At 56.5% G+C, this 25981-nt stretch carries 25 protein-coding genes; 5 read left to right on the top strand and 20 right to left on the bottom strand.

The genetic code is table 11. The features are described 5' to 3' along the window. Nucleotides 1–55: 55 nt before the first annotated feature. The gene (locus I4V53_RS11895) at nucleotides 56–1132 is read right to left on the bottom strand and encodes a tetratricopeptide repeat-containing glycosyltransferase family 2 protein (RefSeq protein WP_195985914.1); all 1077 of its coding nucleotides are present in this window, start codon (nucleotides 1130–1132) and stop codon (nucleotides 56–58) included. Between the two features lie 178 nt (nucleotides 1133–1310). Between I4V53_RS11895 and I4V53_RS11890 the strand changes: the two genes are divergently transcribed. Next, on the top strand, nucleotides 1311–2672 hold the full coding sequence (locus tag I4V53_RS11890) for an MATE family efflux transporter (RefSeq protein ID WP_195985913.1): 1362 nt from the start codon (nucleotides 1311–1313) through the stop codon (nucleotides 2670–2672). A gap of 207 nt (nucleotides 2673–2879) precedes the next feature. Here I4V53_RS11890 and I4V53_RS11885 read toward each other — a convergent pair whose 3' ends face one another. From I4V53_RS11885 to I4V53_RS11855, 7 genes are all read right to left on the bottom strand, one after another. Beyond that, nucleotides 2880–4673, bottom strand: coding sequence for a MutS family DNA mismatch repair protein (locus I4V53_RS11885; RefSeq protein ID WP_195985912.1), 1794 nt, complete (start codon nucleotides 4671–4673; stop codon nucleotides 2880–2882). Nucleotides 4674–4746: 73 nt separating this feature from the next. Continuing rightward, on the bottom strand, nucleotides 4747–5655 hold the full coding sequence (locus I4V53_RS11880) for an AEC family transporter (RefSeq protein WP_353616519.1): 909 nt from the start codon (nucleotides 5653–5655) through the stop codon (nucleotides 4747–4749). Between the two features lie 184 nt (nucleotides 5656–5839). Next, on the bottom strand, nucleotides 5840–6505 hold the full coding sequence (locus I4V53_RS11875) for a manganese catalase family protein (RefSeq protein ID WP_195985911.1): 666 nt from the start codon (nucleotides 6503–6505) through the stop codon (nucleotides 5840–5842). A gap of 64 nt (nucleotides 6506–6569) precedes the next feature. After that, nucleotides 6570–6992: a DUF2000 domain-containing protein gene (locus tag I4V53_RS11870; RefSeq protein WP_195985910.1), complete on the bottom strand. Its 423-nt coding sequence runs from the start codon at nucleotides 6990–6992 to the stop codon at nucleotides 6570–6572. Then, nucleotides 6955–7899 (bottom strand): DMT family transporter, encoded by a 945-nt coding sequence (locus tag I4V53_RS11865; protein WP_195985909.1) that lies wholly within the window; start codon nucleotides 7897–7899, stop codon nucleotides 6955–6957. Before I4V53_RS11865 ends, I4V53_RS11870 begins: the two co-directional genes overlap by 38 nt. Next, the gene (locus tag I4V53_RS11860; protein ID WP_195985908.1) at nucleotides 7896–8741 is read right to left on the bottom strand and encodes a helix-turn-helix domain-containing protein; all 846 of its coding nucleotides are present in this window, start codon (nucleotides 8739–8741) and stop codon (nucleotides 7896–7898) included. The genes I4V53_RS11865 and I4V53_RS11860 overlap by 4 nt, the downstream gene beginning before the upstream one ends. A 93-nt stretch (nucleotides 8742–8834) precedes the next feature. Beyond that, nucleotides 8835–9083: a helix-turn-helix domain-containing protein gene (locus I4V53_RS11855; RefSeq protein ID WP_195985907.1), complete on the bottom strand. Its 249-nt coding sequence runs from the start codon at nucleotides 9081–9083 to the stop codon at nucleotides 8835–8837. Nucleotides 9084–9231: 148 nt separating this feature from the next. Between I4V53_RS11855 and I4V53_RS11850 the strand changes: the two genes are divergently transcribed. Next, nucleotides 9232–9408 carry a hypothetical protein gene (locus tag I4V53_RS11850; protein WP_195985906.1) on the top strand — a complete coding sequence of 59 codons (177 nt, stop codon included), beginning with the start codon at nucleotides 9232–9234 and terminating at the stop codon, nucleotides 9406–9408. 64 nt (nucleotides 9409–9472) lie between these two features. Here I4V53_RS11850 and I4V53_RS11845 read toward each other — a convergent pair whose 3' ends face one another. After that, entirely contained in the window at nucleotides 9473–10102 is a 630-nt protein-coding gene (locus I4V53_RS11845; protein WP_195985905.1) for a superoxide dismutase, read from the bottom strand. Between the two features lie 110 nt (nucleotides 10103–10212). On the opposite strand from I4V53_RS11845, the gene I4V53_RS11840 reads away from it, so the two are divergent. Then, nucleotides 10213–10437, top strand: a complete 225-nt coding sequence (locus tag I4V53_RS11840; RefSeq protein WP_195985904.1) for a thermostable hemolysin delta-VPH — start codon at nucleotides 10213–10215, stop codon at nucleotides 10435–10437. A gap of 254 nt (nucleotides 10438–10691) precedes the next feature. Further along, a complete protein-coding gene (locus I4V53_RS11835) occupies nucleotides 10692–11930 on the top strand; it encodes an MFS transporter (RefSeq protein WP_195985903.1) in 1239 nt (412 codons plus the stop codon). 137 nt (nucleotides 11931–12067) lie between these two features. Here I4V53_RS11835 and I4V53_RS11830 read toward each other — a convergent pair whose 3' ends face one another. The 9 genes from I4V53_RS11830 to I4V53_RS14065 form a co-directional block, all read right to left on the bottom strand. After that, nucleotides 12068–14125, bottom strand: coding sequence for a HelD family protein (locus I4V53_RS11830; protein WP_195985902.1), 2058 nt, complete (start codon nucleotides 14123–14125; stop codon nucleotides 12068–12070). Continuing rightward, nucleotides 14115–14969 (bottom strand): helix-turn-helix domain-containing protein, encoded by an 855-nt coding sequence (locus I4V53_RS11825; RefSeq protein WP_195985901.1) that lies wholly within the window; start codon nucleotides 14967–14969, stop codon nucleotides 14115–14117. The genes I4V53_RS11830 and I4V53_RS11825 overlap by 11 nt, the downstream gene beginning before the upstream one ends. Nucleotides 14970–15222: 253 nt before the next feature. Next, a complete protein-coding gene (locus I4V53_RS11820; protein WP_195985900.1) occupies nucleotides 15223–15930 on the bottom strand; it encodes a DUF5131 family protein in 708 nt (235 codons plus the stop codon). A gap of 15 nt (nucleotides 15931–15945) precedes the next feature. Continuing rightward, nucleotides 15946–16836, bottom strand: a complete 891-nt coding sequence (locus I4V53_RS11815; RefSeq protein WP_195985899.1) for an MBL fold metallo-hydrolase — start codon at nucleotides 16834–16836, stop codon at nucleotides 15946–15948. Between the two features lie 166 nt (nucleotides 16837–17002). After that, nucleotides 17003–17752: a GNAT family N-acetyltransferase gene (locus I4V53_RS11810; protein WP_195985898.1), complete on the bottom strand. Its 750-nt coding sequence runs from the start codon at nucleotides 17750–17752 to the stop codon at nucleotides 17003–17005. A 255-nt stretch (nucleotides 17753–18007) separates the two neighbouring features. Continuing rightward, the gene (locus I4V53_RS11805) at nucleotides 18008–18658 is read right to left on the bottom strand and encodes a CPBP family intramembrane glutamic endopeptidase (RefSeq protein WP_195985897.1); all 651 of its coding nucleotides are present in this window, start codon (nucleotides 18656–18658) and stop codon (nucleotides 18008–18010) included. Between the two features lie 15 nt (nucleotides 18659–18673). Next, complete coding sequence (locus I4V53_RS11800) at nucleotides 18674–19459, bottom strand: PhzF family phenazine biosynthesis protein (RefSeq protein WP_207747906.1); 786 nt, start codon at nucleotides 19457–19459, stop codon at nucleotides 18674–18676. A gap of 26 nt (nucleotides 19460–19485) precedes the next feature. Next, nucleotides 19486–19662, bottom strand: coding sequence for an alpha/beta fold hydrolase (locus tag I4V53_RS14070; RefSeq protein WP_286167138.1), 177 nt, complete (start codon nucleotides 19660–19662; stop codon nucleotides 19486–19488). Further along, a complete protein-coding gene (locus tag I4V53_RS14065; protein ID WP_286167137.1) occupies nucleotides 19659–19898 on the bottom strand; it encodes an alpha/beta fold hydrolase in 240 nt (79 codons plus the stop codon). The genes I4V53_RS14070 and I4V53_RS14065 overlap by 4 nt, the downstream gene beginning before the upstream one ends. A 226-nt stretch (nucleotides 19899–20124) precedes the next feature. On the opposite strand from I4V53_RS14065, the gene I4V53_RS11790 reads away from it, so the two are divergent. After that, nucleotides 20125–20319, top strand: coding sequence for a helix-turn-helix domain-containing protein (locus tag I4V53_RS11790; RefSeq protein ID WP_195985896.1), 195 nt, complete (start codon nucleotides 20125–20127; stop codon nucleotides 20317–20319). A 158-nt stretch (nucleotides 20320–20477) separates the two neighbouring features. Here the strand turns inward: I4V53_RS11790 and I4V53_RS11785 are convergent, their stop codons facing one another. Next, on the bottom strand, nucleotides 20478–24662 hold the full coding sequence (locus tag I4V53_RS11785) for a carboxypeptidase-like regulatory domain-containing protein (protein ID WP_195985895.1): 4185 nt from the start codon (nucleotides 24660–24662) through the stop codon (nucleotides 20478–20480). An 81-nt stretch (nucleotides 24663–24743) separates the two neighbouring features. Beyond that, nucleotides 24744–25793, bottom strand: coding sequence for a peptidylprolyl isomerase (locus I4V53_RS11780; RefSeq protein ID WP_195985894.1), 1050 nt, complete (start codon nucleotides 25791–25793; stop codon nucleotides 24744–24746). Between the last annotated feature and the right edge of the window lie 188 nt (nucleotides 25794–25981).

The following is a 25981-nucleotide window of genomic DNA, read 5'->3' as shown; positions in this document are numbered from 1 at the left end:
GCGGCCCGGTGGCCGTCTGTACGGTTAATACATGCTTCATCATAAGCCTCCTCTTTCAGACCGCCCGCTGTTTTTCAAACAGCGCCTTATTATACAGGTAGGCGTCGTCATTTGGTTTGAGCTGCCCGGCGCGCTCGTTGTACTGGCGCGCCCGTTCACGGTCTCCCATCCGGTCGTAGCAGACACAGAGCTGCATCAGCGGGATATATCCGTAACAATCCACCGAGATGAAACCGCCGGCGCAATCCCGGCGCGGACAACTGAGCGCCAGCTCGTACCAATACGCCGCCTGTTGATATTTCTGCCGGTCCAGAAAATACTTGCCAAGGTCGCAGCAGATTTCCGCGCGCGGCGTGTCATAGAGAAAGCTGCGGAACAGGGACGCAACCGCCCTGTACTCGTTCTCCAAATGATAATAACAGGCCGCAAGCTGGCGGCACGCCTCGATCTCATTCTCCCGCCAGCCCGCGCCGCTGTCGAGGAATGCTTCCAACCGCCGCGCCGCTTCCTCAAAGCGCCCGTGGTCGTACAGTTCCCGCGCATAGTAGAAGCATTCGCGCGGCTCCAGCGTCTTCCCCGCCGCAAGCTGCGTTTCATAGATGTGCAGGTTGCGGTCCGGGTCCGCAGGGCGCGTCTTCCGATGCGTTACCGCGACGTCCGCATAGCGCATTTCTCCATCGAATCGGATCACCTCATGCACCGCGCCGGTCCAGGTAAAGCCCCTCCCGTTGCGCACCAGCCGTTCCCGGTAATAGGAAAAAACCGGCGCGCCGTTCGCGTCAAACATCGTGTCATAGCGCATCATCACCGCGCAGACCGACGGCGGAAGCGTCTGCTTCAGCCGCAAAAACGCGTCCCGGTCGGGCGCCTCCAAAACGTCGTCCGCGTCCAGCCACAGGCAATAGTCCATCTCCGCTTTGGAAAAAGAAAAATTGCGGGCGGCGGAAAAATCGTCCACCCAGGCAAAATCGTAGACCTTTTGCGTGTAACGGCGCGCAATCTCCCTGGTGTGGTCCGTGGACCCGGTATCCACCACGATGATCTCGTCCGCAATATCCCGCGCGCTGTCCAGGCAGCGCGCCAACACGTCCTCTTCATTTTTGACGATCATACATAAGCTGATGGTAATCATTCACAACCTCCCCTTTCTTATCTCGTGAATTGTTACAATATTGTTTTCCATGTTCTCCAAACTTTCTACAGGGTCAATTGGTGCAATTCTCTTGCGCGGATTTTGCAAAAATGCTATCCTTGGAACTGCATTTTTCGCGGGTTTTCGAGCGGATAACCCGCCGGCAGGAGGGACCTATTTGACCAGAGATATGACCACGGGCAGCCCAATCCGGCTGATCCTCACCTTTTCCATTCCGCTGTTGATCGGCAACGTTTTTCAGCAATTCTACAGCATGGCGGACACCATCATCGTCGGCCGGACCATCGGCACGGACGCGCTGGCCGCGGTCGGCGCGACGGGCGGCATGTCCTTTTTGATTTTGGGCTTTATCACCGGTGTAACAGGCGGATTCTCGGTCATCACCGCCCAGCGGTTCGGCGCGAACGATCCGGACGGCGTACGGCATTCCGTCGCCGTCTCCACATGGCTCTGCCTCATCATCACGGCGGCGCTCACCGTCCTGAGCATACTCGCCGCCATGCCGATGCTGCAGCTGATGCATACGCCGGACAACATCATCCAGGACGCCTACGCGTATATCATCGTCATCTACGCGGGCACCGGCGCTTCCATTTTCTACAATATGATTTCCAGCATCCTGCGGGCGTTGGGCGACTCCAAGACCCCGTTGTATTTCCTGATTATCGCCTGTGTGCTCAACATCATTTTAGACTTCGTCTGCATTTTGAACTTTCAAATGGGCGTGGCGGGCGCGGGCGTCGCCACGGTCATCGCACAGCTGGCGGCGGCGCTGCTCTGCGTCGTTTACACGGCGAAAAAGTTCCCGATCCTGCGGATGAAAAAATCCGACTGGAAGCTGGACGGCTTTTCCGCGCTGCTCCACCTGCGGGTCGGCCTGCCGATGGCATTGCAGTTTGCCATCACTGCCACCGGCGTCATGGTGCTGCAAAGCGCATTAAACGGCTTTGGCTCTGCCACCATTGCGGCGTATACCGCCGGCTCCAAAGTCCAGCAGCTCGCCATGCAGCCGATGAATACCTTCGGCATCACAATGGCCACCTACGCCGCGCAGAATCTGGGCGCGGGCCGCATCGACCGCATCCGCGAGGGCGTGCGCAAATGCACGCTGGTCTCCTTCCTGTTCTGCCTGGGCGGCGGCCTGCTGATGATCTTCTGCGGCGACCTCTTCGTGCGGCTGTTCATCACCAATCCCTCGGAAGAAGTGCTGCAAAACGCGCGCGTCTACCTGCTGATCTCCGCCATTTTCTTTATTGTACTGTCCCTGCTCTTCATCTATCGCAACACGCTGCAGGGAATGGGGCTGGCCTTCATGCCGACCATGGCGGGCGTCATCGAATTCATTATGCGCACCGCCGCGGCCTTCGGGCTTGCCGCGCCGCTCGGTTATCTGGGCGTCTGCCTGGCGGACCCCATCGCCTGGCTGGGTGCGACGATCCCCTTGATCGTCACATACTGCATTGTGATCCGCCGCATGGAAAATCGGTATGCGTTGGAGCCCAGCGTATCCAAACGTTAGTTCTATTTTATCACAGCTTTGCGGATTTTTCCAGAGGAAATTTTGACTGTAGAGCGAGTATATAAGCTCCATAAAAAGGCCTGTATCATCATTGGCAGTTTGCATAAAAACCGGCTGAACCGACGATCTCCCCCCGCCGCAGGCAGGGGGAGATCGCTTCATTTTGTCAGAATTTTGTGCAAACCATGCACAATGATACAAGTCCTTTTATGTGAGAATCCCCACCATGCGCAGAAGGTGCTGCGCGTTCGTCGTTTTACAGCGCCCCGGCCGAATTTTATAATCGAACCGGATTTCGTCGCCCACATAGTGCTCTGAAAAATGGCAGTTGACCGCGTGGATGGTCCGGTCGTTTTCCAGCTCGCACAGCTCAAAATCGTGCGTCGTCACAATGGTCAGCGCGTGCGGGACCGACAGCCGCCGGATGGTCTCCGTCGCGCCGAGGATGCGGTCGCGGGAATTGGTCCCCTTGAAAATCTCGTCGATCAGCGCGAGCATCGGTTTGCCGGTCCGGCTGAATTCCACAATCTTCTTAATGCGCAGCAGCTCCGCATAGAAGGTCGAGATGCCTTCACTGACGCTGTCTTCAATGCGCATGGAAGTCAGCAGCGCCAGCTCCGAGGCCTGGAAGCGCTCTGCCAGCACCGGCCCGCCCGCATAGGCCAGCAGCAAATTTACGCCGATGCTGCGCAGGAACGTCGTTTTGCCGGACATATTCGAGCCGGTCACCACACAGGTGGAGGCACGCAGGGAAAAACCGTTTCCCACCGCTTTTTCCTCCGGAATCAGCGGATGACGCAGGTCGTCAAACGAGAGGGACGGCTCCGCGCCCCCGATTTCCGGGAAAACGGTCCTTTCCCGGACGTTGCACAACACTGACAGGCTGGCCAGCGCTTCGATCTCCCCGACGGTTTCCAGCCATTCGCGCATCGCGGCGCCGTGCGTCGCGTTCCACTCCTGAAACCGCCCGACACAATGGTAATCCCACATCAACAGGCTGTTGCAGAGGATGTAGCCGAGGCCGTTAAAGCGGAGCTTGACCGCCCCGGCAATGGATTCCAATTCCTGCAGCGCCTGCACCGCGCCGCCGTTTCGCGTCAGCTTTTCTTTCAGTTCTTTGCCGTATGCGCTTGTAAACGGCTCCCGCTCCAGCAGCGCAAAAACCGCCCGGTATGGCTCCACGCCGGCCTGAAATGCAAAAACCGGGCGCAGGACCGCCTGGTTCCGCCGGTGTCCCAGCAGGGCAAACAGAATCTGCACGATCAGCAGCACGTCAAAGCCCACCATGCTCCAGCGCGTCTGAATGCCCAACAATGCGGAGAGCAGGAAAAACAGCGTCAGGAACGGCAGGCCCCACGCGAGGATTTTTAAAAAGGCCGAACCCTTCGGCATTTTACGCGCCTCCGCAAAACGGGCCAGCATCTCGCCGCTGTCCAGACCCGGCGGCATCTGCCCGGCCAGACATTCCAGCTCGACCGCGAACGCAGGCTTCTCCGCCAGCTCTTTGACCGCCCCCTGCCGCCGCTGAATCTCCGCGCGGTCCGGCGCGATATTCTGCAGGCTTTCTGCCAGCCGGTCCCGGCCCATTTTTGTACGCGCGATGCAGACCAACTGGTACAGCGAAGCTTTCCCAAACAGGTCCAAATCCCGCCCCTGTGGAAAATCCTCCGACAGATACGGCGCGCCGTCGTCGGGAAATGATTTCCACCTCTCATCAAACCGGCCGGTATACCGCTCCAACGTCTCTCGGCGCGCCTGTTCCCGGCGCTGCTCCCGCGCCACCTTTTCATGTACGCGCAGCAGGAGCAGGAACGCCAGAAAGCCCAGCGCCCCCGCCGCATATCCAATCACGTTCCGCATCCAAATGCCCGCCGCGAACGACACGACGGCAAATAAAAAGACGAACAGCCGCAGCAGGGAAATGCGGTTGTACTTCTTTTGCAGCGCGCCGCAGGCTTCTATGCTCTTTTGCAGCTCCGCTTGATAATATTCCAGACCCAATGCGAATGCCTCCTTTCAGCAGGCGCCGTCAGTATCGCGCATAAAGGAACCGGCGGCACAAATTTCCCTTATCTTATATGGCCCAAACCGCCATGACCAGAGGCAGGGTTGCGAGCGAAAAAAGAGTCGTCAGCGCGAAGATTTCAGACGCGTATCCGGAATCCTTTCCATACTCAATGGCAAACAGCGTCCCGGTCGCCGCCGTGGGACAGGCCACCGCCAGAAGGTTGACGCCCGCCGCCATACCGTCCACCGGCAGCAGCCGCAGAATCGCCATGCAAACGCCGGGGATCACCAGCAGTTTTAGAAAGCAAAGATAATAAATCCGCGGCTTTTTCAGCGCCGCAAACAGGTTGGTCTGCGCGATCGTCGCGCCCGCCACAAACATGGCGAGCGGCGTGTTCAGGTTCGCCACCGCGGTCAGCGCCTGCATCGGCACCGCCGGGATGGTTACGTTGCACAGGAACAGCACAAAGCCCAGCACCGTTGCCAGGATTGCGGGGGACCGCAAAGCCTTCAGGGCGGAACTGCGCGTTATTTCCCCCTTCATCACCATCACGCCGTGCGTCCAGACCAGCAGGTTAAAGCACGTCAAAAAAGCGGTCAGGTAGAACACGCCTTCCTGCCCATAGACCCCCTGGATCAGCGGCACACCCATAAACGCACAGTTGGAGTAGGTGGCGGAAAACCGCTCCACCGCCAGCGCTTCTCTGCTCCGTCCGCCGCGCAGCAGCAGAACCGGCAGCAAAATCGCCGCGGCAAAGCAGATTGCCGCCAACAGGAAGGACCAGCCCAGACCGGCCAGCAGGGCCGCGTCGAACGGCTTCTGGTAGGAAACCAGGATGACCGCCGGGCTGGCCACCAGCAGCACCAGGTTGGACAGGCTTTTGTTGACCTCCTTTGGCAGCAAACGCAGCCGGCAGCACAGCATGCCCGCCAGAATCAATATCATCATCACCGCAACTTGGCTGAGAACCGCCACTTTGCAACATCCCTTTCGCGCCCCGTCCGGGGCAAAATGAAAGCGGCGGAATTCCCACCGCTTTGATAACCGGTTCAGTATAGCACAAAGGAGACGGACCGGCAACGGACGGAAACGCCAAATCTTTTCCGCAGCCCGCCCGGAAAACAAGAAAAACGGCGGGTTGTAAACCCGCCGCAGTGATTTAAATTTTAAATTCCGTGGGCTTGTCCTTCGCGGGGTCAAAGCTCTGCCCGCCGGGGCTGGAGAGGTCAAAATAGATGCGCGCGTTCTTCGTGGTGCCCCAGTCCTTCTGGGAACCGGAATCCTGAATGCGGTTAAACGCCTCGCGGAACATCGTATTGTGCGCCTCCTCGCGGTTGAGCAGGAAATCGATCGTCTCCCGCACGCCCTTGTCGTCGATCTGCCGGTACAGGTTCTGGTAGACCACCTTGGCGCGCTGTTCCGCCGCAATGTCGGAAAGAATATCCGCCGCCGCGTCGCCGGTCTCGTTGACATAGGCCGCGGTCCAAAGGTAGCCGCTGGCGTTGGTCAGCATCGGCGTCAGTCCGGAGAGCACATGCGCCTCCACGTTGCCCACCGTTGCGTGTTCCGCGTCCAGCTCGTGGCCGTTGAGCATATTGACGGTTGCGCTTACCATTTCCAGATGGCAGAGCTCCTCCGCAGCGATGTCCAGGAACAGGTCCTTGATTTCCGGATCCTTAATGCGCATGCTCTGCGCCATGTACTGCAGCGCGCTTTTCAGCTCGCCCTGCGGGCCGCCGAGCTGCTCCTGCATCAGGGCCGCGTAATTCGGGTTGGGCCGGTCCACATGGACCGGATTGAGGTACGTTTTTTCATGTTTGAACATTGGCAAATCCCCCTTTTGGTTCTTTGCCAATATTTTTTCCGCTTTGCCGGATTCTATGCAGGATTCAGCGCAAAAGGGGCAGATTTCCCGTCAACCGGCTGACTTTTTTCTTTTCCCCGCAGATTGCGATGCCAAAGTATTGCAGGTCTCGCTCTTCGACGCCGGCGGCCTTCTCGATATAGTCCTCGTATTTCTGACAGCTCTGCGCCGTATCGGAAAAATCGACGACCAGCAGATCGGCGTATTCCGGTTCATACAGGCGCTCGCGCAACGTTTTCAGCAGGCCGGCGTTCCCTTTGAGCACCGGCACGGGGATATCAATGATCCCCAGATGCGTCTTCCCGGACGCGTCCTGTACGTCGACATTGACACGCTCCGGCGCGTGCTTTCCCAGCGTGATCCCCAGGATGCCCGCCGTATTCGCGATGACGCCCAGCGGGAGCGCCTCGTCAATGACCATCACACACTTCAGGTTTTGCACATTCATGCTTTTGTCCTCCTTGTTCCTTCTTTTTCTCCCGGCTTTCCGAAAGGAACAGCCCCGCCAGCGTCAACGCCATTCCCAATAGAATCAGCCATGTAACCGGCTCGTGCAGGATCACCGCAGACATCGCCACGGTGACCACCGGCGTCATGTAGATATACACGCTGGTCTTGACCGCGCCCAGCACCTTGACGGCAGAGTTCCAGGTGACAAAGCAGAGCGCGGAGGCGCACAGGCCCAGGTATAAAAAGTTCAGCAGGTTCACGGGCTGCGCCAGCTTCTCCCACGCAGGGCTGAAATCCAGCAGGAACAGCGCCGGAATCATAAACAGCAGGCCGTAAAAGAAGCAGCGGCGCGTCGTCTGTACCGTCGGGTACTGGAACGAACTGATCTTCTTGGTCAGCACGGAATACACCGCCCAGACGGCAGCGGCCAGCAGCGCCAGCAGGTCGCCCACCGGGTTCAGCCGCAGCGTTTCGCTGCCGTTGAAGCTGATCAGCGCGATGCCCGCGATGGCCGACGCAAAGCCGATGAAGAAGCGCGGACGCAGCTTTTCCCCGTCCAGAAAACGGTTGGCGAAGATCGCCGTGAAAAACGGCGCGACGGAGATGATAATCCCCACATTGGACGCAAGCGAGTAGGTCAGCGCGATGTTCTCCAGCAGGAAGTACAGCGTCACGCCGCAGACGCCCGCGCCGATAAAATACTTTTCCTGCCGGCGGTCGGTAATTTTGAGACGGTGCGGATACGCAATCAGCAGCGCAACAAAGCCCAGCAGGAAACGGAAAACCAGAATCTCCAGCGGCGCAAAATCCTGCAACAGCACCTTGGTGGAAATAAACGTGGTGCCCCACACCAGAATGGTCAGCGCCGCCAGCAGATGCCCAACAGCGGTCGGATTGTTTTTCATCTCTCTGTTTCCTCCGTTCCCGGCGGGTCGCCGGTGAATATCGCGCCGTACTGCCGCGGCGTCAGGCCGATCAGCGTTTTAAAGAAGTTGGTAAAATGGCTCTGGTCGGAAAAACCGGTCCGCGCCGCCGCTTCCGCCGGGGGAAGGCCCTGTTCGAGCAGCTTTTTCGCCTGATCGATCCGGACCGTCTCCAGGTAGCGGTAGGGTGAAATCCCCTTTTGCCGGGTAAAGACGCGCAGCAGATGGTATTTGCTCAGGCCTGCCACGCGGCTCAGTTCGTCGAGCGTGATGGCCTGCGCATAGTGCTGCTCCAGATAGGCGCACGCCGCTTCCACTTCCTCCCGGCCCGACGCGGGCGCGGCGCTGAAACGGAGCTCCGCAAACCGTCCGATCAACTGCTCCATCAGCAGGAAAAAGGTTTCCTCCTTTTGGAAATCGGTCTCCCCGCAGGCGATCATCCCGTGCAGCTCGCGCAAAAGCGGGGCCAGGTCGCACTGCAGCAGCACGTTCTGCCGGAAAACCGGCAGGGCGTCCGCGCCGGTCACCTCCCGCACCGCGCGCCGCATCACCTCCGTGCGGATGTTCAGGCAGCGCCAGTCCAGCGGTTCTTCGTCGACCGGGCCGCACGCGTGCGGATCATGCGGGTTAAAAATCAGCAGGTCTCCCGGCTGAACGTCGTACGTCTCGCCCTTGCAGACCAGATGCCGGCGTCCGTTCTCAATAAATCCAATTACATACTCCTCATGAAAATGCAGCGGAAACTTTTGTATGATTCCCTGCAAAAAATACGCCTCAATCTGCAATGTGTTGTCAAAGCAGATGAGGCGGTTTTCGGTGTTCATATGGCATTCCCCTTCCCTGCGGATTCCAGTTTACCACAAACCGGGCGTTCCGTCTTGTATCATATTGCTTTTCTCCGCAGGGAAAAAAAGGAATCACTCGCCGCTGTCCTCGAACAGCTCCTCGTTCATTTCCGGAAAATCCAGGAATTCGGAGACGGTCAGGCTGAAGCCCGTCGCGACTTTATGCAGGGTCCGAAGAGTCGGGTTTTTGGTGACGCCCCGGACGACGCTGTCCAGCGTGGACTGGGTCAGGCCTGACATCGTTGCCAGCTTGTTAATGGATATTTTGCGCTTTTCGCACAGGAACAAAATCCGATTTTGAATGACTTCTGCATAGGTCACGCGCATCCCTCCCGTTACCTATATATCGTTAACAAAACAGTATCATGCCCCAACGGCATTTTAACCGATATATCGTTGACAAATACGTCCTCTTTCCGTTATTATTAACGATATACCGTTAATATATGTAGTGCGGAGGGATCGGAACATGGCAGACGAATGTAAAAACCGTTTTTGCCTGTATTGGAAAGACGGCTGCTGTGCACTGGACTTCCTCACGCGCCAAATTTTGGGAGAAGCCGAGATCTGTGCAAAATACTGCGCCGGATGCGGAGCGGAGAATCATACAGGCCTTTCTTCCCACCGCACATCAGACGACGTTTAAATAAAAAGAGGGAAAACGGCAATCGTTCCGTTTTCCCTCTTTTGTTTGCAGCCGCATCCCCCGGTTAATTACTCAGCGACGCGGTAAAGCGCCGGTTCGCCGCATCCCAGTCGACCGTATCCAGCCAATTGCGCACATAGGACGGCGAGTCGGTGATATATTGGATATAATAGGCGTGCTCCCACATATCCAGGCAGAGAACCGGGGTCAGAGACGTCAGCGAAGGCGTCTTGTTGCAGTTGGTCACGGCGATGTGCACGTTGCCGTTGCGCTCGGAATTCAACCACACCCAGCCACAGTTGAACAGGCTCTGGCTGGCTTCCAGAAAAATCTTTTTGAATTCCTTCACACTGCCGTAGCGGTCGGACAGCACCTGCTTCAGGTTCCCGTGAGGCTCCTGAACCGGCGTGCCGCAGAGACAGTGAAAATACAAATTGTGGTTGTAGACCGCCCCGGCGGCGTTTTGCAGTTCCGCTTCCTTCCAGGCGGGCACACCCGGAAGCTTGTTGGAAATCAGCCGCTCCAGGCTCCAGCCCTGCAGCTGCGGATACTGGTTCAGCAGCCGGTTTAACCGTTTCACCGCCTCCCCGTATACCTGATCATAGTGCAGAGCAATATTCTTCTCGTCGAAACAGGGCTGCATTGCCGTCATTTGGCAGGGGAGTTTTTCTTTTTGAAAGGGATATACTTGCATAAAGCCACCTTCCTGCATGATATTTCTATATATTACTTGTATACTATGCAATAAACAAGGCCCCTGTCCGCTATTTCCGGGCAAACCCGCTGTGGAAAGGAAATGATCCTATGTCCTATTACAACTATCATGCAACCGCGCAGCGGCTGATCCGCGAGGGAAAGCTTCTGCGGTATTATTATACAAAGCGCCACAATGCCATCGCTCCGGCCCTGGTGCTGCTGTTCGACGATATAAAACACCCCTGCATGCCGATCCGCCGGGAGCGCTGGGCGGAATACGCGCCGCTGCTTGCGGATTGGGAAAACCAGCCGCATTCGGAAAACGATCTTTGAGCAAATTTCCGGTATTGTGTTTTTTACCATATTCCGGTATGATAAAAGCCATCGAAAGGAGGTGCGAAAGGATGCGTAATACAGGAATTGCCGTTGTAATGCGGAACGCCGCGCCCTTTGACGCAGTTTACAGCACCATACCACCTGGGAAGAGACACGCCTTGCACACCGCTTTTGCGACGAAAACAGCAAAGCAGCAGGGTTTGCGCCCTGCTGCTTTTTTGTGTCCTTCCTGATTAAAGAAAGGAAGCTTTATGAATCAAACAAAACCATCCGCTGATCCAAACTGGAAAAAACAGATCGCACTGTTTCTCATCAGCCAGAACGTATCGCTGTTCGGCTCCTCCGTGGTCGGCTACGCGCTTATCTGGCACATCACACTGGAGACCTCCTCCGGCACCTGGATGATGCTGGCCACCATCTGCTCCACCCTGCCGCAGGTGCTGATCTCGCTGTTCGGAGGCGTCTGGGCAGACCGGCACAACCGCAAGTATCTGATTATGCTGGCGGACGGATTCATTGCATTGGCAACGCTGCTTCTTGCCGCCGCCTTCCTGACGGGCTTCCAGCCGATGTGGCTGCTGCTGGTGATTCTGGCGGTGCGCTCCGCGGGCGCCGGCGTGCAGGCCCCCGCCGTGGGGGCGATTTATCCGCAGCTGGTCCCGGCGGAGCATCTGACCCGCGTACAGGGCGTCGACCAGACGCTCGCCTCCGTGCTTCTGCTGCTGTCGCCCGCCATCGGCGGGGCGGTACTCGGCACCATGGGGATCGTGTGGACGTTTTTTATCGACGTGGGCACCGCCGCTATTGCCATTGCAATCATGGGCGCCATCCGGGTTGAGCGGCAGAAGCGCCGGGAAAACTCCCTCTCCATGGCGGCCGATATCCGGCAGGGCCTGTCCTATGTGTTCTCTCACCCGCAGCTCCGGCGCATCGTGATCTGCTATGTATTTTCCTTTTTCCTGCTGACCCCGGCCGCCGTGCTCTCCCCGCTGATGGTGGAGCGCACCTTCGGCAGCGAGGTCTGGCGGTTGACCGCAAATGAAATCGTCTGGACCGTGGGTTCCCTGATCGGCGGCGTGTTCGTCTCCCTGCGCAAAACCTTCCGGGACAAGGTGCGCACCGCCGCGGTCTGCCTGGTGGGCTTCGGCGTCTGTTTCGCATTGCTGGGCGTATCGTGGAACTTCCTTGTCTTTCTTGCCTTTATGTGTATTTCCGGCTTCTTTATGCCGATCATTTCCACCACACAGACAGTGTACATTCAGGAAATCACAGAGCCCGAGGTGCTGGGCCGGGTCTTTTCCATCGTCCAGATCATCTCGGCAAGCGCAATGCCGGTTGCGATTCTCCTGTTCGGCCCGCTGGCGGACGTAATCAGCGTCGAATCCATCCTGCTGGTCACCGGGGCGCTGCTCGCGTTGGTTGGAATTGTATACGGCTGTACCGGACGATCCGTTCCGCTTACAAACGATGCCGAACCAAAAGAATCTTAGCAGGCAAGGTCGATCGTAAAGGCTCTGCCTGTCCTTGGCGAATCCACAAAACAGGTTAAATGAAGCATCCCCTCACCCGCTTTTAGTGGGGAGGGGATGCTTCTGTTCTGGAAATATTGTGAGACAACGCTTTCTTTTTATGTCGCCTCGCCGATCAACCGGCTCCGCTCTCCGGTATAGAGCAGCGACAACCGGTGCATCGCCCTTGTACAGGCGACATAAAGCAGGCTCCTGTCGGATTCCGTGGCATAGGTCTCCGAATCCGCGTCCGGAATCACAACCGCGTCGAACTCCAGCCCCTTCGCCATCCGGATGGAGGCAACGGAAACTCCGTTTACAAAACGTCTGCTCTCCGGGGTCAACAGGTGGACCGCATCCCCCTGTGACAGCTTTTCATGCAGCGCTTCCGCGCCGCGGCCCGTCTTGACAAGAATGCCGAGCGAGGTAAACCCGCTGTGTCTGAATGTCTCAATCAGCGCTTTTATCCTCTCCAGCTCCTCCTCTTTTCCGGCGCACGGCAGCAAAACCGGTTCTTCTCCATGGCGTTCAATCGGTTCCGGTGCGGCAGGATGGATGCGCTTTGCAAACCGGATGATTTCATAGGTGGAACGGTAGCTTTTGTTCAGCTCTACAAACTCCGCCCCTTCATACATTTGGCGTAAATCCGCCAGTGTGTGCGAATGGCAGGGATCGATGCACTGCCCGAAGTCCCCCAGAATTGTCTTCTGACAAGGGAACAACCGGTTGAGCACCGCAAACTGCACCGGCGCGTAGTCCTGCATTTCGTCCACCACCAGGTGCCGGATCATACGGCTCTCCCGCAGGCCCTCAAACGATGCGTGGACGTAGAGGAAGGGGTAGACGTCCGCCCACTCCAATGTCTTTTTTGCAGGCAGGACAAACTGCTCCGGCACGCCGAGCCACCGGTAAAACGCTTTGTAGAGACCAAGCGTGTTTTTAATTTTCATCATGGCACGCAGCCGTTTCAAAATGGCTTTCACGGTTGGAACCGAATCGTCCGCAAACGGTCCCGATGCAAACCGGTCGTGCAGGTCGCTTGCGAGCAGCTCCAGCCGCCGCTTGACCGGAACACTTCCATACGCCGCAAACCGGTTTTGTATCCATGCCGCTTCCACGGAATACTCGCCGAACGCGCAGTCCGCGGCTTCAAAGACCGTTGCGGGAAGCGTTTCCAGGAAGCGGTCCATCGCTCTCAAAAAGGACAGCGTCGATTTGAACCGCGCCCGCTCCATCCACGCCGTATCCTCTGTTTCCATTGGATCCCTGTCCGGCTCAAATGCGATCACACTTTCCAGCTGCACCGCCGCGATATCCGCCAGACCCAGTTCATAGATCGGCTCCTCGCCCAACTCCGGCAGAACGTTGGATATGTAATCCCCAAACACCCGGTTTGGGGAGATTATCGTCACATTCTGTGCGGACAGCCGTCCCTTGAAGCGGTACAGCAGATAGGCGATGCGGTGCAGGGCAATGGAAGTTTTTCCGGAACCGGCCGCCCCCTGGATCAGGAGCGTACCGGCCTTTTCATTGCGGATGATCCGGTTTTGCTCCTTCTGGATCGTCGCAATGATGGACTTCATTTTTTCATCCGAGGTGTGACTCAGCTCCCGCTGTAACACATCGTCCTGAACATTGACGGAAGTTTCAATCACATATTCCATGCGGCCGTCTTTGATTTTGAATTGCCTCTTGCGGGTCAGCACGCGTTCCATCCGGCCCATGGGCGCGTCGTATCCCGCCGGGCCAATCTCGCAGTCGTAAAACAGGCCCGCGACCGGCGCGCGCCAGTCGCAAACCAACAGCTTGTCCTGGTGCCGGAAAGAAAAACGGCCAATATAATAGGGAAACGCCGCCTTGCTTCCATGCGGCTGAAAATCCACACGGGCAAAATACGGCGAATCTTGCAATTTGGCGATCTGGCCGCGCACACTGACGGCGAACGCCCCGGTGCGGTCAATCTGCCGCAGCGCCAGCTCGTTTTGAAACATCTCATGCGGGTCGATCTCCCCGCGGTACTGCGCCATGTACCGTTTCTCACTCATATAGTCCCTGTCGATCCGCTCGACGGTATCGTCCGCCTCCCGCAGCGCGTCGTCCAGCCTGCACCGGAGCGCCGCCAGATGCGCAATCTCATCCGGAAACGGAATGGTATCTGTTTCTTTTTCATTTGTCATGGATATCCTCCCTCGGCAGTACAAAGCGCTGTGTGGGGTATCCGAACTCCACCAGCAGCTCTGCCTCCGCAAAGCCCAGTTCCTGAATCTCCCTGCGATGTCCAGTGTCCGCGCGGTCGCCCGCCCGATAAGTGGTGATGCTGATTTCTTTTCCTTTGAGCAGTTCTCCCATCACTTTATCCAGAAATACCCCGGGCACGCCCTTTTTCCGGTACAGCGGATGGGTGCCCATAAAGTCGATGCTGCCGGCGTCGCAGGAAAAAAGCATCACGCCGGCGGCAGTTTCCCCGTCCTTTAAAATCAGCGCCTGCTTTGTGCGGATGCGCTGGCGGAGCGTTTGCACATAGGAATCCTCCTCCAGATACGGAAACCCGTCGACCACAAGCCGCACCAGTTCCATCCAGCATGGAATGTCCGCTTCCGTCGCAAATTTGATTTCCCACTGGGCGCTTTCTTCGTTTTTCAGCATTGGGTAGTTCCCCTTAAACGTAAATTGTAACTGCAGCGGATAGAATTTTTCATTCTCCCGGTACTGGTTGGGCGGCATCTTGTACATAGCGGTAAACACGTCCGTAAACGCCTGCCGGCTCTCGTAGCCCGCAAGCAGCGCAATGTCCAGAATGGACTGGCCGGAGAATACCAGAAGCTTTGCCGCTTCCGTCAGCCGACGCCGCTGCAGATACTCGTGCACCGTCATCCCAACGGTGTTGGTAAACATGCGGTGCAGATAGTATTTGGAATAATGAACCGCCGCCGCTACCTGGTCCAGGGTTAAAGCTTCCGTCAGGTGCGCTTCCATATACGCGATTGCGGCCGCGACGCTGTCAATTCTGCAATTTGGCATACCGTTTTCCCCCTTCAGGCTTCTATTATAATCACAGACGGCAGCCCGCGTTTCATCATTCTTGCGCTCTTTACGTTTCAGCAAAAAAACCTTTTTGGTAAGCATCATAAGAGTCTGAGTGAGCATTGCAGGATACATAAAAATCAACCAGGTTGACGAGTCCCCTCCCTCCGCGTTCGGCGGAGGGAGGGGACTCGCACTTTTGGGCCAATTTTTCATGTTATTCATGACTTAAATCCAAAGCAAATGGGAATCAGATATCAATGTTGGCCTTTCTCGCCTGGCTCCCCAAATCCCGAACGTTCAGCGTATACATCCTGCCGTCCTTGATAAAATGCGTGCCGCACTGGCGGAATGAAAAATGCACGCCCGCCGCCATGCACTGCCGGCGGATGTCCAGCACCCACTCGTAATCCAGAGGCCGGGCGTTCCGGTCGGACTCCCCGCCGACGACCACCAGCTCCACGCCGGACAGGTACGGGGACAGGTCGACCCGTTCCAGCAGGGGCTGGCAAATGATATTTTTATGCTTGATCGGCAGTTGGGAAAACAACGCCAGCCGCTCGTCCGCGCGCGCCTGGTTCTCCACCGTACAGCCCACGGTCACATTGTCGTACCCGTCGCCCCAATCCGCGGGAACGCAGGATAAAAACCGTTCGATCCGCTTGCTCAGGAACAGAAACTGCAGATCCGGCCGCTCGCGCATCATCGTCCAGCACGCCTCCCGCCACTCGTCCGCCTCCTCAATGAGAAAGTCCGTGGAAAAGCAGAGGTAGACCATTTGTCCAGGCTTCATTTTGTAAACGCCCTTTTGCGTCTTCGCCACCGGGGCGTCAAAGCGCTCGGTTTTTACAATCCGGCCCGTATCGACGCCCCGCCGCAGGTCCCCTTTGTGGATATAACAATATTGACAGCCCTCGCTGTATTTACGGCATCCCCGCCACGGATTCCAAATCGCCATTTGATTACCGCCCCATCAATGATTTACAGCCGGCGCCATCCAGAGCAGCCGGTTGTCCTGAAAAACGGCGGCAAGCTTCCCCGTATCCTTGAGCCAGGACAGATAGGAGCGGATGGTACTGCCCACCAGCACATACTGTTCAAAATTCATCGTCAACCCATAGGTGGTAAAAACCCTTTGCAGAATCTCCTCGAAGCAAATCGGTTCGCAGCAAAATGCGACCAGCTGCACGGCGATTTCCCGCACCTTTTCCCGGTTAAAAGCCGCCAGCTCCCGCATATCTTCCACAGCGTCCGCATGGGCGGGGACAAACATTCGCGCCTGCATTTTTTCCACCCGGTCCAGCGTTTGCAGGTACTGCTCCACGTCATAGAGAAACGCCACCTGGTATTTTTCCAGCGTGGCGCGGCTGCTGACGCAGTCGGCCAAAAATACGGTGTCGTCGGGCGTGCGGATTCCAATCATGTCGAAGAAATGGCCCGGCAGCGGGATCACCTCCAGCTCAGACGGGAACGACGGGTCGGTGACCGGCAGAACGTCGCTCCCCGCCGCCAGCAGGAACTTATGCCGCAGGTCCCTGCAGGGATAGCCGCCGTATAAAAAGGAGGACTCCAAAATGGGGTGTTGCGTAAAGGCGATCTCCATCCCGTTCGCAAAAATGGGGCAGCCGGTCTGCTGCTGTAAGTAGCGGTTTCCGCCGATGTGGTCGGCATTGGAATGCGTGTTAACAATGGCTTTGAGCGTCCAGCCTTTCTGCGTCAGGTGCTTCAGCACCTTTTTCCCGGCTTCCTTATCGTTGCCGCTGTCGATCAAATAGGCTTCGCCGTTCTCCTTTACGAAAAGGCCCATCTTTGCGGGACAGTTGATATAATAGCTGGACGGGCCAGCCTGCACCAATTCATACATACTTATACCTTCCTCGGCTTTCTATATTTTTACGTTCGGCTTCATTTCTGTTTTTCGTTGATATAAAACCGGAACCCCTTGCCCGGCCCGCTGACATGTTTCCATCCTTAAAAACCGAAGAAAGCAGGATATGCTTTCAGGCAAGGACTGACCGGGGAATTTCGTTTTACTTTTTCAGGATTCTTTGCAGGTAAGCCGCATCCAGCAAATTGACTGTCTCAAACTTGCCTTTATAAAATACCGCCCAGTTATTAAAAACGCAAGGCAGTTCCTTTGCTTTTTGCAGCGTGTCCACCTGTATGAAAGACGCGGGGACTGCGTTCTCATCACAATACTGTTTGATTGTCTCAACGCGTTGATCAATATAGGGGCATTGCATATCATAATAAATTGTCAGCTCTTTGCTTGCAATCTTCTGCTCTTTTGCATTTTGTGCGAACTTTGGCGCCGTCCCGTCAAAGGACAGGGAAAGCAGCTCATACCCGTCGTCAGTCGCGTCAACGACTTCAAACCCAAACTTTTTTGCAAAAGACTGATCGGAAAGCCACGATTTCTGTTTTTTTGCGCCGAGCATACAGACGCCGGACTTGCCCTGCTTCTTCGCGTCCACCAGGCAGTCCTCCATCAGCGCTTTTCCATACCCTTTTCCTTTATAATCCCCTGAAACCCACAGGCAATAGATATAAAAAAAGTTGTCGCCGGTAACCGGAACCCATGCTGTTTCAAGGGGCGCATATTCGATAAAGACCGTCGCCTTTGCGTTTAACTTTCTGAAAACGTGCCCTTCGTTCAACCGGTCTGAAAGCCATCGCCGCTTTGCTTCCACACCTGGATGGAGCTTTTTACTGCGGATAATACAGCATAAATGCTCGCTGACAAGATTTTGCGGCGTCAGGTTGATAAAATGATTCTCCACAGGAACCCCCGCTTCCATTTTCCAGTTGTTCCGCACATCTGATCCGTCTCATGCGGCACAACTCTATTTTTTGTATTTTCATGTCATCCTTTGAAACTGTGAAAGCATATTTTTGCATTCGCATACCCGAATTTTTCTTCTATTTCAGCACTGTTATACTCTTTGCAAGTTGGCTGCACAACAAACTTCCATTGCCGCTGGCCGCTTCTGCTTTGCGCAAACTTACACATGCCGCCATGGATGCGCCTGTCCGCTTCAGATCAACCGGGAACAGACGTCCCAAACCGTATGAAGCAAAACCGGCGTCCAGATGGACCCGCTCTTGCGGAACGACCAGCCAAAGAACAGCCCGAGCAGAAGGATCATTCCCCCGGTCGCAGCTATTTCCAGCGGAGCCATACCGCTCCGCATCCAGCCGGGAACATGAATCAGCGCAAAGAAAAACGCGGACAGCAGGTTGGCAAAGCGCTCCGGCATACCGGCAGCCAAAGCGTTCAAGAAGTATCCGCGAAAAAGCAGCTCCTCCTGCAGCCCAACAATCAGGAACAGGAATACCAACGTGGCTATATTCTGTTCTGTATTCAGATAAAATTCACCGTTTTGCAGAAGGTCCGCCGCCAGATAATACAGCAGGACGACGGCAAGCATCGGAAAAAACACTTTTGCTTTTGGCGCGGTGCAAAGCATCTCTTTTGGCCGGACCGGCAGCCGATCCCGGTTCCAACAGAGTAAGAACGCCCCGCAGCCCAGCCAGATCAAATCGCCCCAGCCCAAAATCCCGTCTATGATATCCGGGACATTCCACAGATGATGGAGCGGAACCCACGCCGCCCAAATACCAAAGAAAAGAGCAAAAGCAAGCAGGGGCATCCAGATTTTTCTGTTCCCTTTCAAATTACCTTCCAATACGCTCCACTCCTTTCATATACAGAGCTTCCCTCGCAGATACAGGACCGCTTCGCCGGAAATCCGCACTCGGTCCCCCATCAGCACGCAATGCAGCGTCCCACGCCTTTCGGAAAACTGTTCCGCCGTCAGGCGGTCTTTCCCCAAACGTTCCGCCCAATACGGAACCAAACTGCAATGCGCCGATCCCGTTACCGGGTCCTCCGCACGCAGTTCCGGGCAGAAATAGCGTGAAACAAAATCCGCTTCCCGTCCCGGCGCCGTAACCACCACGCCCAGCCATCCGGACGGCTTTTGCAGGGCGTCATAATCCGGAACATATTCCCGTACGTCCGACTCGCTGCGCAGAACGAGCAGCAGGTCCCGCGCCGCATAAACTTCTTCCGGTGCGCAGCCCAAAGCCAGGCGCTGTTCAGCCGTCAAGTCTATGCGTCTTGCAGGGCGGCTGGGAAACGACATTTCATAAAAACGGCCGCTGCGCGCCACCGTCAGCATGCCGCTCATGGTCGAAAACGCGACGCTTTGCAGCGCCGGTTCCAGCTCGTTGAATACAACAAAGGAAGCGGCCAGCGTCGCATGGCCGCACAGGTCGATTTCAAACTTCGGGGTAAACCACCGCAGGCTGTAGCCGCCCGCTCTTTTCAGCAGGAAGGCTGTTTCCGGCAGATTGTTTTCCGCCGCGATGCGCTGCATGAGCGCCGCATCCAGCGGCTCGTCCAATACGCAGACGCCCGCCGGATTTCCATGGAACCGTTCACCGGTAAACGCGTCGACCACATAATAGCTGATATTCTTCCCCAAACTTCCCTGCCGCCTTTCTCACGTCGTTACGCTTCTTCCGTCCGTACAAGCCAGTTTTCAACCAGACTGTGAAACAGCTCCGGCTGTTCTATCTGCAGATTGTGGCCCGCCATATCCAACACGGCAAACGTTGCGCGCGGATAATCCTCAAGCAGCCGCCATAAATCCCGGTATCCCACGCAGCCGTCCTGCCGCCCGGTCAAAAACAGCGCGGGCTTTTCATCCGGTCGGAACAAGCCCAGGAAAGGGGGCCGCTCGATTTCCCCATGCCGGGCAGGTCCACATAAATGCGCCGATACCCCGGATGGGCCTGAAACACCGGCTCCATACATCCGGCCATCAGCCGGTGGTCGCAGCCGAAGCCGTGCAGCAGTACGACCGGCTTGCCCTCCCCGACCACATGGCAGTATATTTTTTCTCCGTCAATTGTGATAAACATGTTGATTCTCCTGAAATTGCGCCGCAAACGCTGTTTGCAGCCTATATGTTCGGTTTCATTCGTCAATGAACCCATTGTACACTGTTCCGCTTAAAGTGTCTATCCCGAGCTGTTTCAGGGAATGGAGCAAAAGAAAAATTGCTTTACCCGCTCCATTTGTATTGACGTACAACGTACATCTTTATATACTGATCGCAGGAAAGAAAGGGAAGCGGAGGAAGTGCGGATGTCGGACGTAAGAACTGTATTCACCACCTCGGAGGTCGCGGAAATGCTCGATATTACACCAAGCTATCTTCTGCGATTGGCGCAGACCATGCAGCTGGCACCGGCGGAGTTCCGGAGCGCGGGAAAACGAAATTACCTGTTCAGTCAGGAAGCGGTGAAAAAACTGAAGAACCGGCATCAATCATGTGAATGAGGGCAGACATATAGAGCAATGAAATCCACTCCCCTATAAATCGATTTCCATAGATACAAAGGCCTTCTGCCGCAGTAGTGTCTGCGGCAGAAGGCCTTTTGTTCCCTTTGTTTCCGAAATTCGTTCATCGGAACAGACTGATTCCTGTAAATTAACGTTTAAGCAACCTGAACCGAGCAGTGGCGCTGCGGCGCCTCATTGGGCAGCTGGGTGTACACGCCCGTGCTCTGCCCGACTGCGCCGACCGCGTAAACCCGGTAATAGTAATCGCTGCCGATGCGCGCCACAAACTGGGTCTTCAGGACCCCGCCGTCCCCCACGGTAAAGCTCGGGACCGCGCCGCTTCCATTGACCGTCATCTTAAAGCAGTACGCCGCACCGCGTTTTAAAGTAAAGTCCACCGTTGTGTCGGAACGAACGGAGGCCTGCGCGGCAATTGCCGCCGGAGCTGTCGCCACCGCGGTGCCCTCGCCGGAGGTCTTCCCGGAGACAGAAGAGCCCTTGCCGCCGCTTCCGCCGGAAGGCTTTCCGCTGGGCGTATCGTTGACTCTGGTCAGATGATCCATCGCTTTGCTGCCGTCATCGTAAGCCGCATCCACATCCTCCTGTGTCGCATTCGGGTCGGCAAGCACACGCCGGGCGGTGCGCAACGCTTCGCAAAGCGCCTCATAGCTCGCCGCCGTGTATCCCTCACCGGAAACGGCGCTCATTTCTGTTACCAGCGCTTCCAGCTCGGTTTTATCCGGAATGATGCGCAGGTCCGCCATGGCCTTTGCCAAAGCGTCCACTGCATTGTTGATCTTCTTCTGGGTGATGTCCGGGTCCTCCAGCAGTGCCTGCGCGGAAGCGAGCGCTTCCAGGAAGGCCTCCTGGCCCACTTCCAGATAATCGGTATCCAGTACGGCTCCGATCTCCACGGCCTGCGCGATCATCGCGTTCAGTTCCGTTGTGTCGATTCTGGATTCCTCCAGAGCTTCCATCGCATCGAGAAGCGCCTCATATGCTTGATCCACATCGACCTTCAGAGGCTCTTCCTCTGCAATTACCGCCTCGGCTTCCGCCGCTTTTTCCTGCAGCGCTGTCCATGCGGAAGGTGCATAGTCCGCCGGGTCCAGCAGCTCTGCGATCGCCAGAAGCTTTTCCAAGGCGGTCGTATCGCCCGCTGTAAAGCTGAGGTAGGGAATGATTTCCAGCATAGCCGTTCCGGCCTCATTGATTTCTTTCTGCGTCGCCTGCTTATCGTTGTAAACCGCCTTTGCGTGCTTCAGCGCCGCATCAAAAAGTTTGCGGACGGAAGCGACAACTGTGTTGTACTCCTCGCCGCCGACCAGCGCTTCCGCATCCTCAACGATCTGTGCCAAAACCAGCTTTGACACCACTTCAAAGGCAAATGTCAGCTCGGCATCCTGGCCGGGCATTGTTCCCTCGTAGGTGTAGCGGAATGTATCGGTATCTTCGTCAAATGGAACGGGTTCGCCATTGACCGTAATGCCGCGGAATTCGCGGCCTTCCGCGGTGGGAACAAATGTAAAGCTGACCGGATTGCCCTCCAGCACATCCGCCGTGTATAAGCCGGTCTTATTCGCCAGAAGGATCTCTTCGCTGTCGCCCTCCATCTGGGCGGAGAGATTGAATTGGACCGTGAGGGTATGCTCCTCCGGCAGCGGCGGTTCCTCGGAAAGCTGGTGCGCGCCGATGTCCGGGGCGCCGCGCTTCGGGATCGGATTGCCGAAGAAGTCCTTGCCGCCGTTGGGGTCCTGCCACTGGAATTCCTCGCCGTCCACATGGAAATAGACGGCCTTGTTTTCCGCCGTGGTGCCGTTGCCGGCTGTGTAGGACATCGTATGCAACTTCTGGCCCAGCCAGCCCTGATCGACCTGGATGCCCGCGCCGATGGCTGCGGAGCCCTCCTGAATCTGATACGCTTTGGCGTTCTCGTACCCGTCGCCCGCGTTGCCTGCGTCCACAAATTTCGGATCGCCGAATACGGGGCTCTTATCCTCCGGCATATCCTTTAACGTACCCTCGAAGAGCGTACCGGTGTACAGGTTGTGGTCATAGGTGACGATGCCTTCCTTGCCCTTGTCCCTCGGATCGCCGGCAAAGCCGAACTGCGCCACATTGCCGTTGATGGCAAAAATATTGTTGACAAAGTTGGTGCCCTTCGGCTTACCGTCCCACGGTTCGCCGCGCATGACGGAGAATATGGAGTGGTCCTCGCCGGTGTAAATGGTGTTGTTGTAGATGTAGCTGTGGTCCACGCCACCGCCGCCGCCGATTTCAAAGATCGTGCGTTTGCCAAACAGGGAGCCGTCGTTCTCGCTGATGTTGTAGCGGGCGACCGTGCCGTCGTTGTAAGCGTATTCGGGACCGCAGATCATCAGGAAGCCGCCCTCGTTGTCGTGGCTGTAGTTGTATTGGAACAGCGTGTTGACACAGTAGTAGTCGGAGTCGAACGCCTCGCCGTCCGCGACCTCCGTCCCGCGCGGCACGCCTGTATAGCACACCTCGTTGTACTGGAAGATCGAGTTGTCCGCGTCAAAGGGCCACACCGCGGCGGACAGATTGGACGTCGCGTTGCCGCTCATATTGGGATACGGGCAGGGGTTGTTGCTCGCCCGGGTGACCAGGTTGTGCTCGACTACAACTTCGTAGGTGCCGCCCGGCACGATGCCGTCGCCCGCGATGGTGTCCAGCACGTTGTTGCGGATCACGACGTTTCTATGGCGGATCGGTACGCCGCTCTGTCCATCCCAGGAGTTCCAGCCCCACGGACGGCTGCCGGTGTATCCGCCGCCGGTGATGCCGTCGCGTGTGACGTCTTTAATCAGGCAGTTTTCAATCAGCAGACCGTCGATATAGGTTTTGCCGTTCGCGCCGAACGAGATGGCCGCGCCGTTGCCGCCGCCCTTGGGGTTCCAGCCATTGACGTCGTGGATATACAGGCCGTCCAGCGTAACCTGTTCCATGGTCCCGCCATCGGAGCGGATGGTCACGGCCCGGCGGTCCTTCTGCTCATTCGCGGTGAAGTCGCCGTTGTAAATGCCGTAGTTGGTCAGTTCCAGGTCCTGAATCTCCCAGTAGCTGACGCCCACAATTTCCAATGCGTTTTTGTTGTTGGTCGTCATCTCCGCAAGGGGCGTGCCCGGCACATAGTTCGCATGAATCGCCGGGTACTGGTCCTCGTCGCCGTATTTGCCGATGCGGATGGGGTTGCCCTCCTCGCCGCTGCCCTGCAGCTTCAGGGTCTCGCCCTCCCAGGTACACCCGGCTTTGAACAGAATGGAATCGCCCGGCTGGAACACCGTGCTGCTCACCTTGGAAACGCTCTTCCATGCGCGCTCCGGGGAAGTTCCGTCGTTGCTGTCATCGCCGAAGTCGGCGTCTACATAATAGGCGTTTTCCTCAACCAGCTCCGTGAACTGCAGGTCCAGCGTAACGGTTGAGTCCTCTGTAAAGACCACGCCTTCCTCGGAAACGGAGCGATACCCGGCCTTGGCGGCGATGACGGTGAAGCCCTCGCCGGCGGGAACCGCGACCGCAAATGCGCCTTTATTGTCGGTGGTGACGGATGCGACGGTATCCTCGCCGTCCTTCACCTTGACGGAGGCGTTTGCAACCGCTTTCCCATCCACATCCGACACAGAGCCGTTGAGTGCAGCCGCGGGAATCGTGAGAACCACTTCATCCACGGCCAGCGCGCGGGCAGTGCTTTCATCTGTTCCCACAGATTTGAGCCCAAACCCGATGCGGCATTTCCCGTTTGTAATGGTCACGTCCGGAATCGTGACTTTTGTCCATTCCGACGTCTCGTCCAAATTTACTTCGACCGCCTCCAGGCCGTCGTTCTCGTAAACATACATCTTCGCATAGGCGCCGTTTTCCCTGTCCGCCTCCGTGGTGACGGAATAGATATAGGCGGAAAGCGTATAGGTGCCGTTCGGGACCAGCATCAGCTGCTCCAGCGCGGCCTCATAAGGCGCATAGGAATTGTTCGGGCGGATCGCCGCAAAGTTGTTCTTGTATTTGCCAATGTCAACGCTGCCATACCGGATCCGGTTTGCGCGGGCGATGGTATTGTCGTCGCTGCCCTCTTTCAATTCCGGCGACCAGTATGTCAGAGCGCCGTTGGTGACTTCCTCCATCGCTCCGTTCAGTACATGATTTTCCACAATGGTGAAGTCCGGCTCCGCTTCCTCAGCGGAAGAGAGCGCATAAGAACCTTCAGAATCCGGCACATCGGCCTCCTCTGCAAATGCGGAAAGCCCTGCCAGACTGTTGGCGGCCAATAAAAACGCCAACGTCAGGGAAAGAAATTTTGTGATTGCTCGCCTTTTTTTCAATGGAACATCATTCTCCCTTCTAGTTTTCCTTTACCAATGGTTTGCAGCCGTTGTTTCCCTCCTTTCTTCACCGCTGCAAAATCAACGAATCCAGTTTCTCGCTTCTTCATATATGGTAATTTGGGCAGATGCTTGCGCCTGCTCCAATTCCATAGCAAAGGCCTGTTCGCGGTACATCTCCTCCAGGGCGCCGCGGCATGCCGTAAAGGGCGTCCGCCCGCCTTCCTCACGGCTTTCGCAGTAAAAGAACAGCCACTGCAGGCCGCCGTTGTCGATCAGTTCCGTCATCGTTCCCTGCGGCAGGCTGTACACCGCGTCTTCCACCTCGGGAAACGCGCTGACATCCGGGCTGCTCAGGTCATTCGCCGTAAACGTCCGCTCCTGTATGTATGCGGCGATTCCCGCCGCTTCCGCGCCATCCGCAAAGGCGGACCCTTTTTCCAGCGCCTCCCGGATTTCATTGCGTGCGTTTTCCGCCTGTTCCCGGGAAAACGCGTCCTGCGGCAATACGGCGCATTGCATGGAAACGCTTCCAAACTCCTGGAAAAGCGCGGGGCTGTCGTCGTAAAGCTGCCGCAGCTCCTGTTCCGTCGCGTCAAAACGCAGGACAGATTCCAGCGCCTTCTTATACTCATTGTTTAAATAATCATAATAAACCCGTTTTGTATATTGAACCGGACCGTAAACCACCTCTCCGGCTTCTTTTTTCTGCTGGCGGCTTCGGTTTTCTTCCTCCCAGCGCGACACAAACGCCCGATAGGAAAAATCCTGTTCTTCCCCGGATTCCATCAGCTTTTCTTCCACAATTTTATAGGGAACAAGAGCATCCATTGCCAGCCGAATCGCGTAGTCCACCGGCGCCTCCCCGTCGTATTCCCGCCGCCATTCCGCTTCCGTAACCGCGGCAAGCTGATGGTTCTTTTTAAAATAGCTGTTCGTCTGCTGCCGTACGTCGTCTACAAACAACTGCAGTTCTCCCAATGCAACCGGCCTGCCGTCGATCTCGCCCACCGTCTGGTATGGGTCCGGCTCCCCGCCGCACCCGGCAAACAGCCCGATGATCAGGCAAAGAGCCAGCCACACCGCTACAAGTTTCCCCGCAGACGTTTCCTTTGTTCCTTCGGTTCTCAAAAGAACTTCCTCCCATCTGTCTGTATCCCATGTTATCAAGCGATAAAACGCCATTGTCATTTATATTGTATCCCTATGCATCCACAAGGCGTTAGAAAAATTTTTAGGTATACTGGTACATATTTTGGATCATATGGACAGACATAAAAGCTAATTTGGCCAAATTATTTATTTCGTTAAATAGTTCA

It is taken from the genome of Clostridium sp. D33t1_170424_F3, assembly GCF_015667585.1.
In the GTDB taxonomy this organism is placed as follows: Bacteria; Bacillota; Clostridia; order Oscillospirales; family Acutalibacteraceae; genus Anaeromassilibacillus.
Note: the sequence above shows the minus strand (reverse complement) of the source record. Positions and strands in the feature narration are given on the sequence as shown.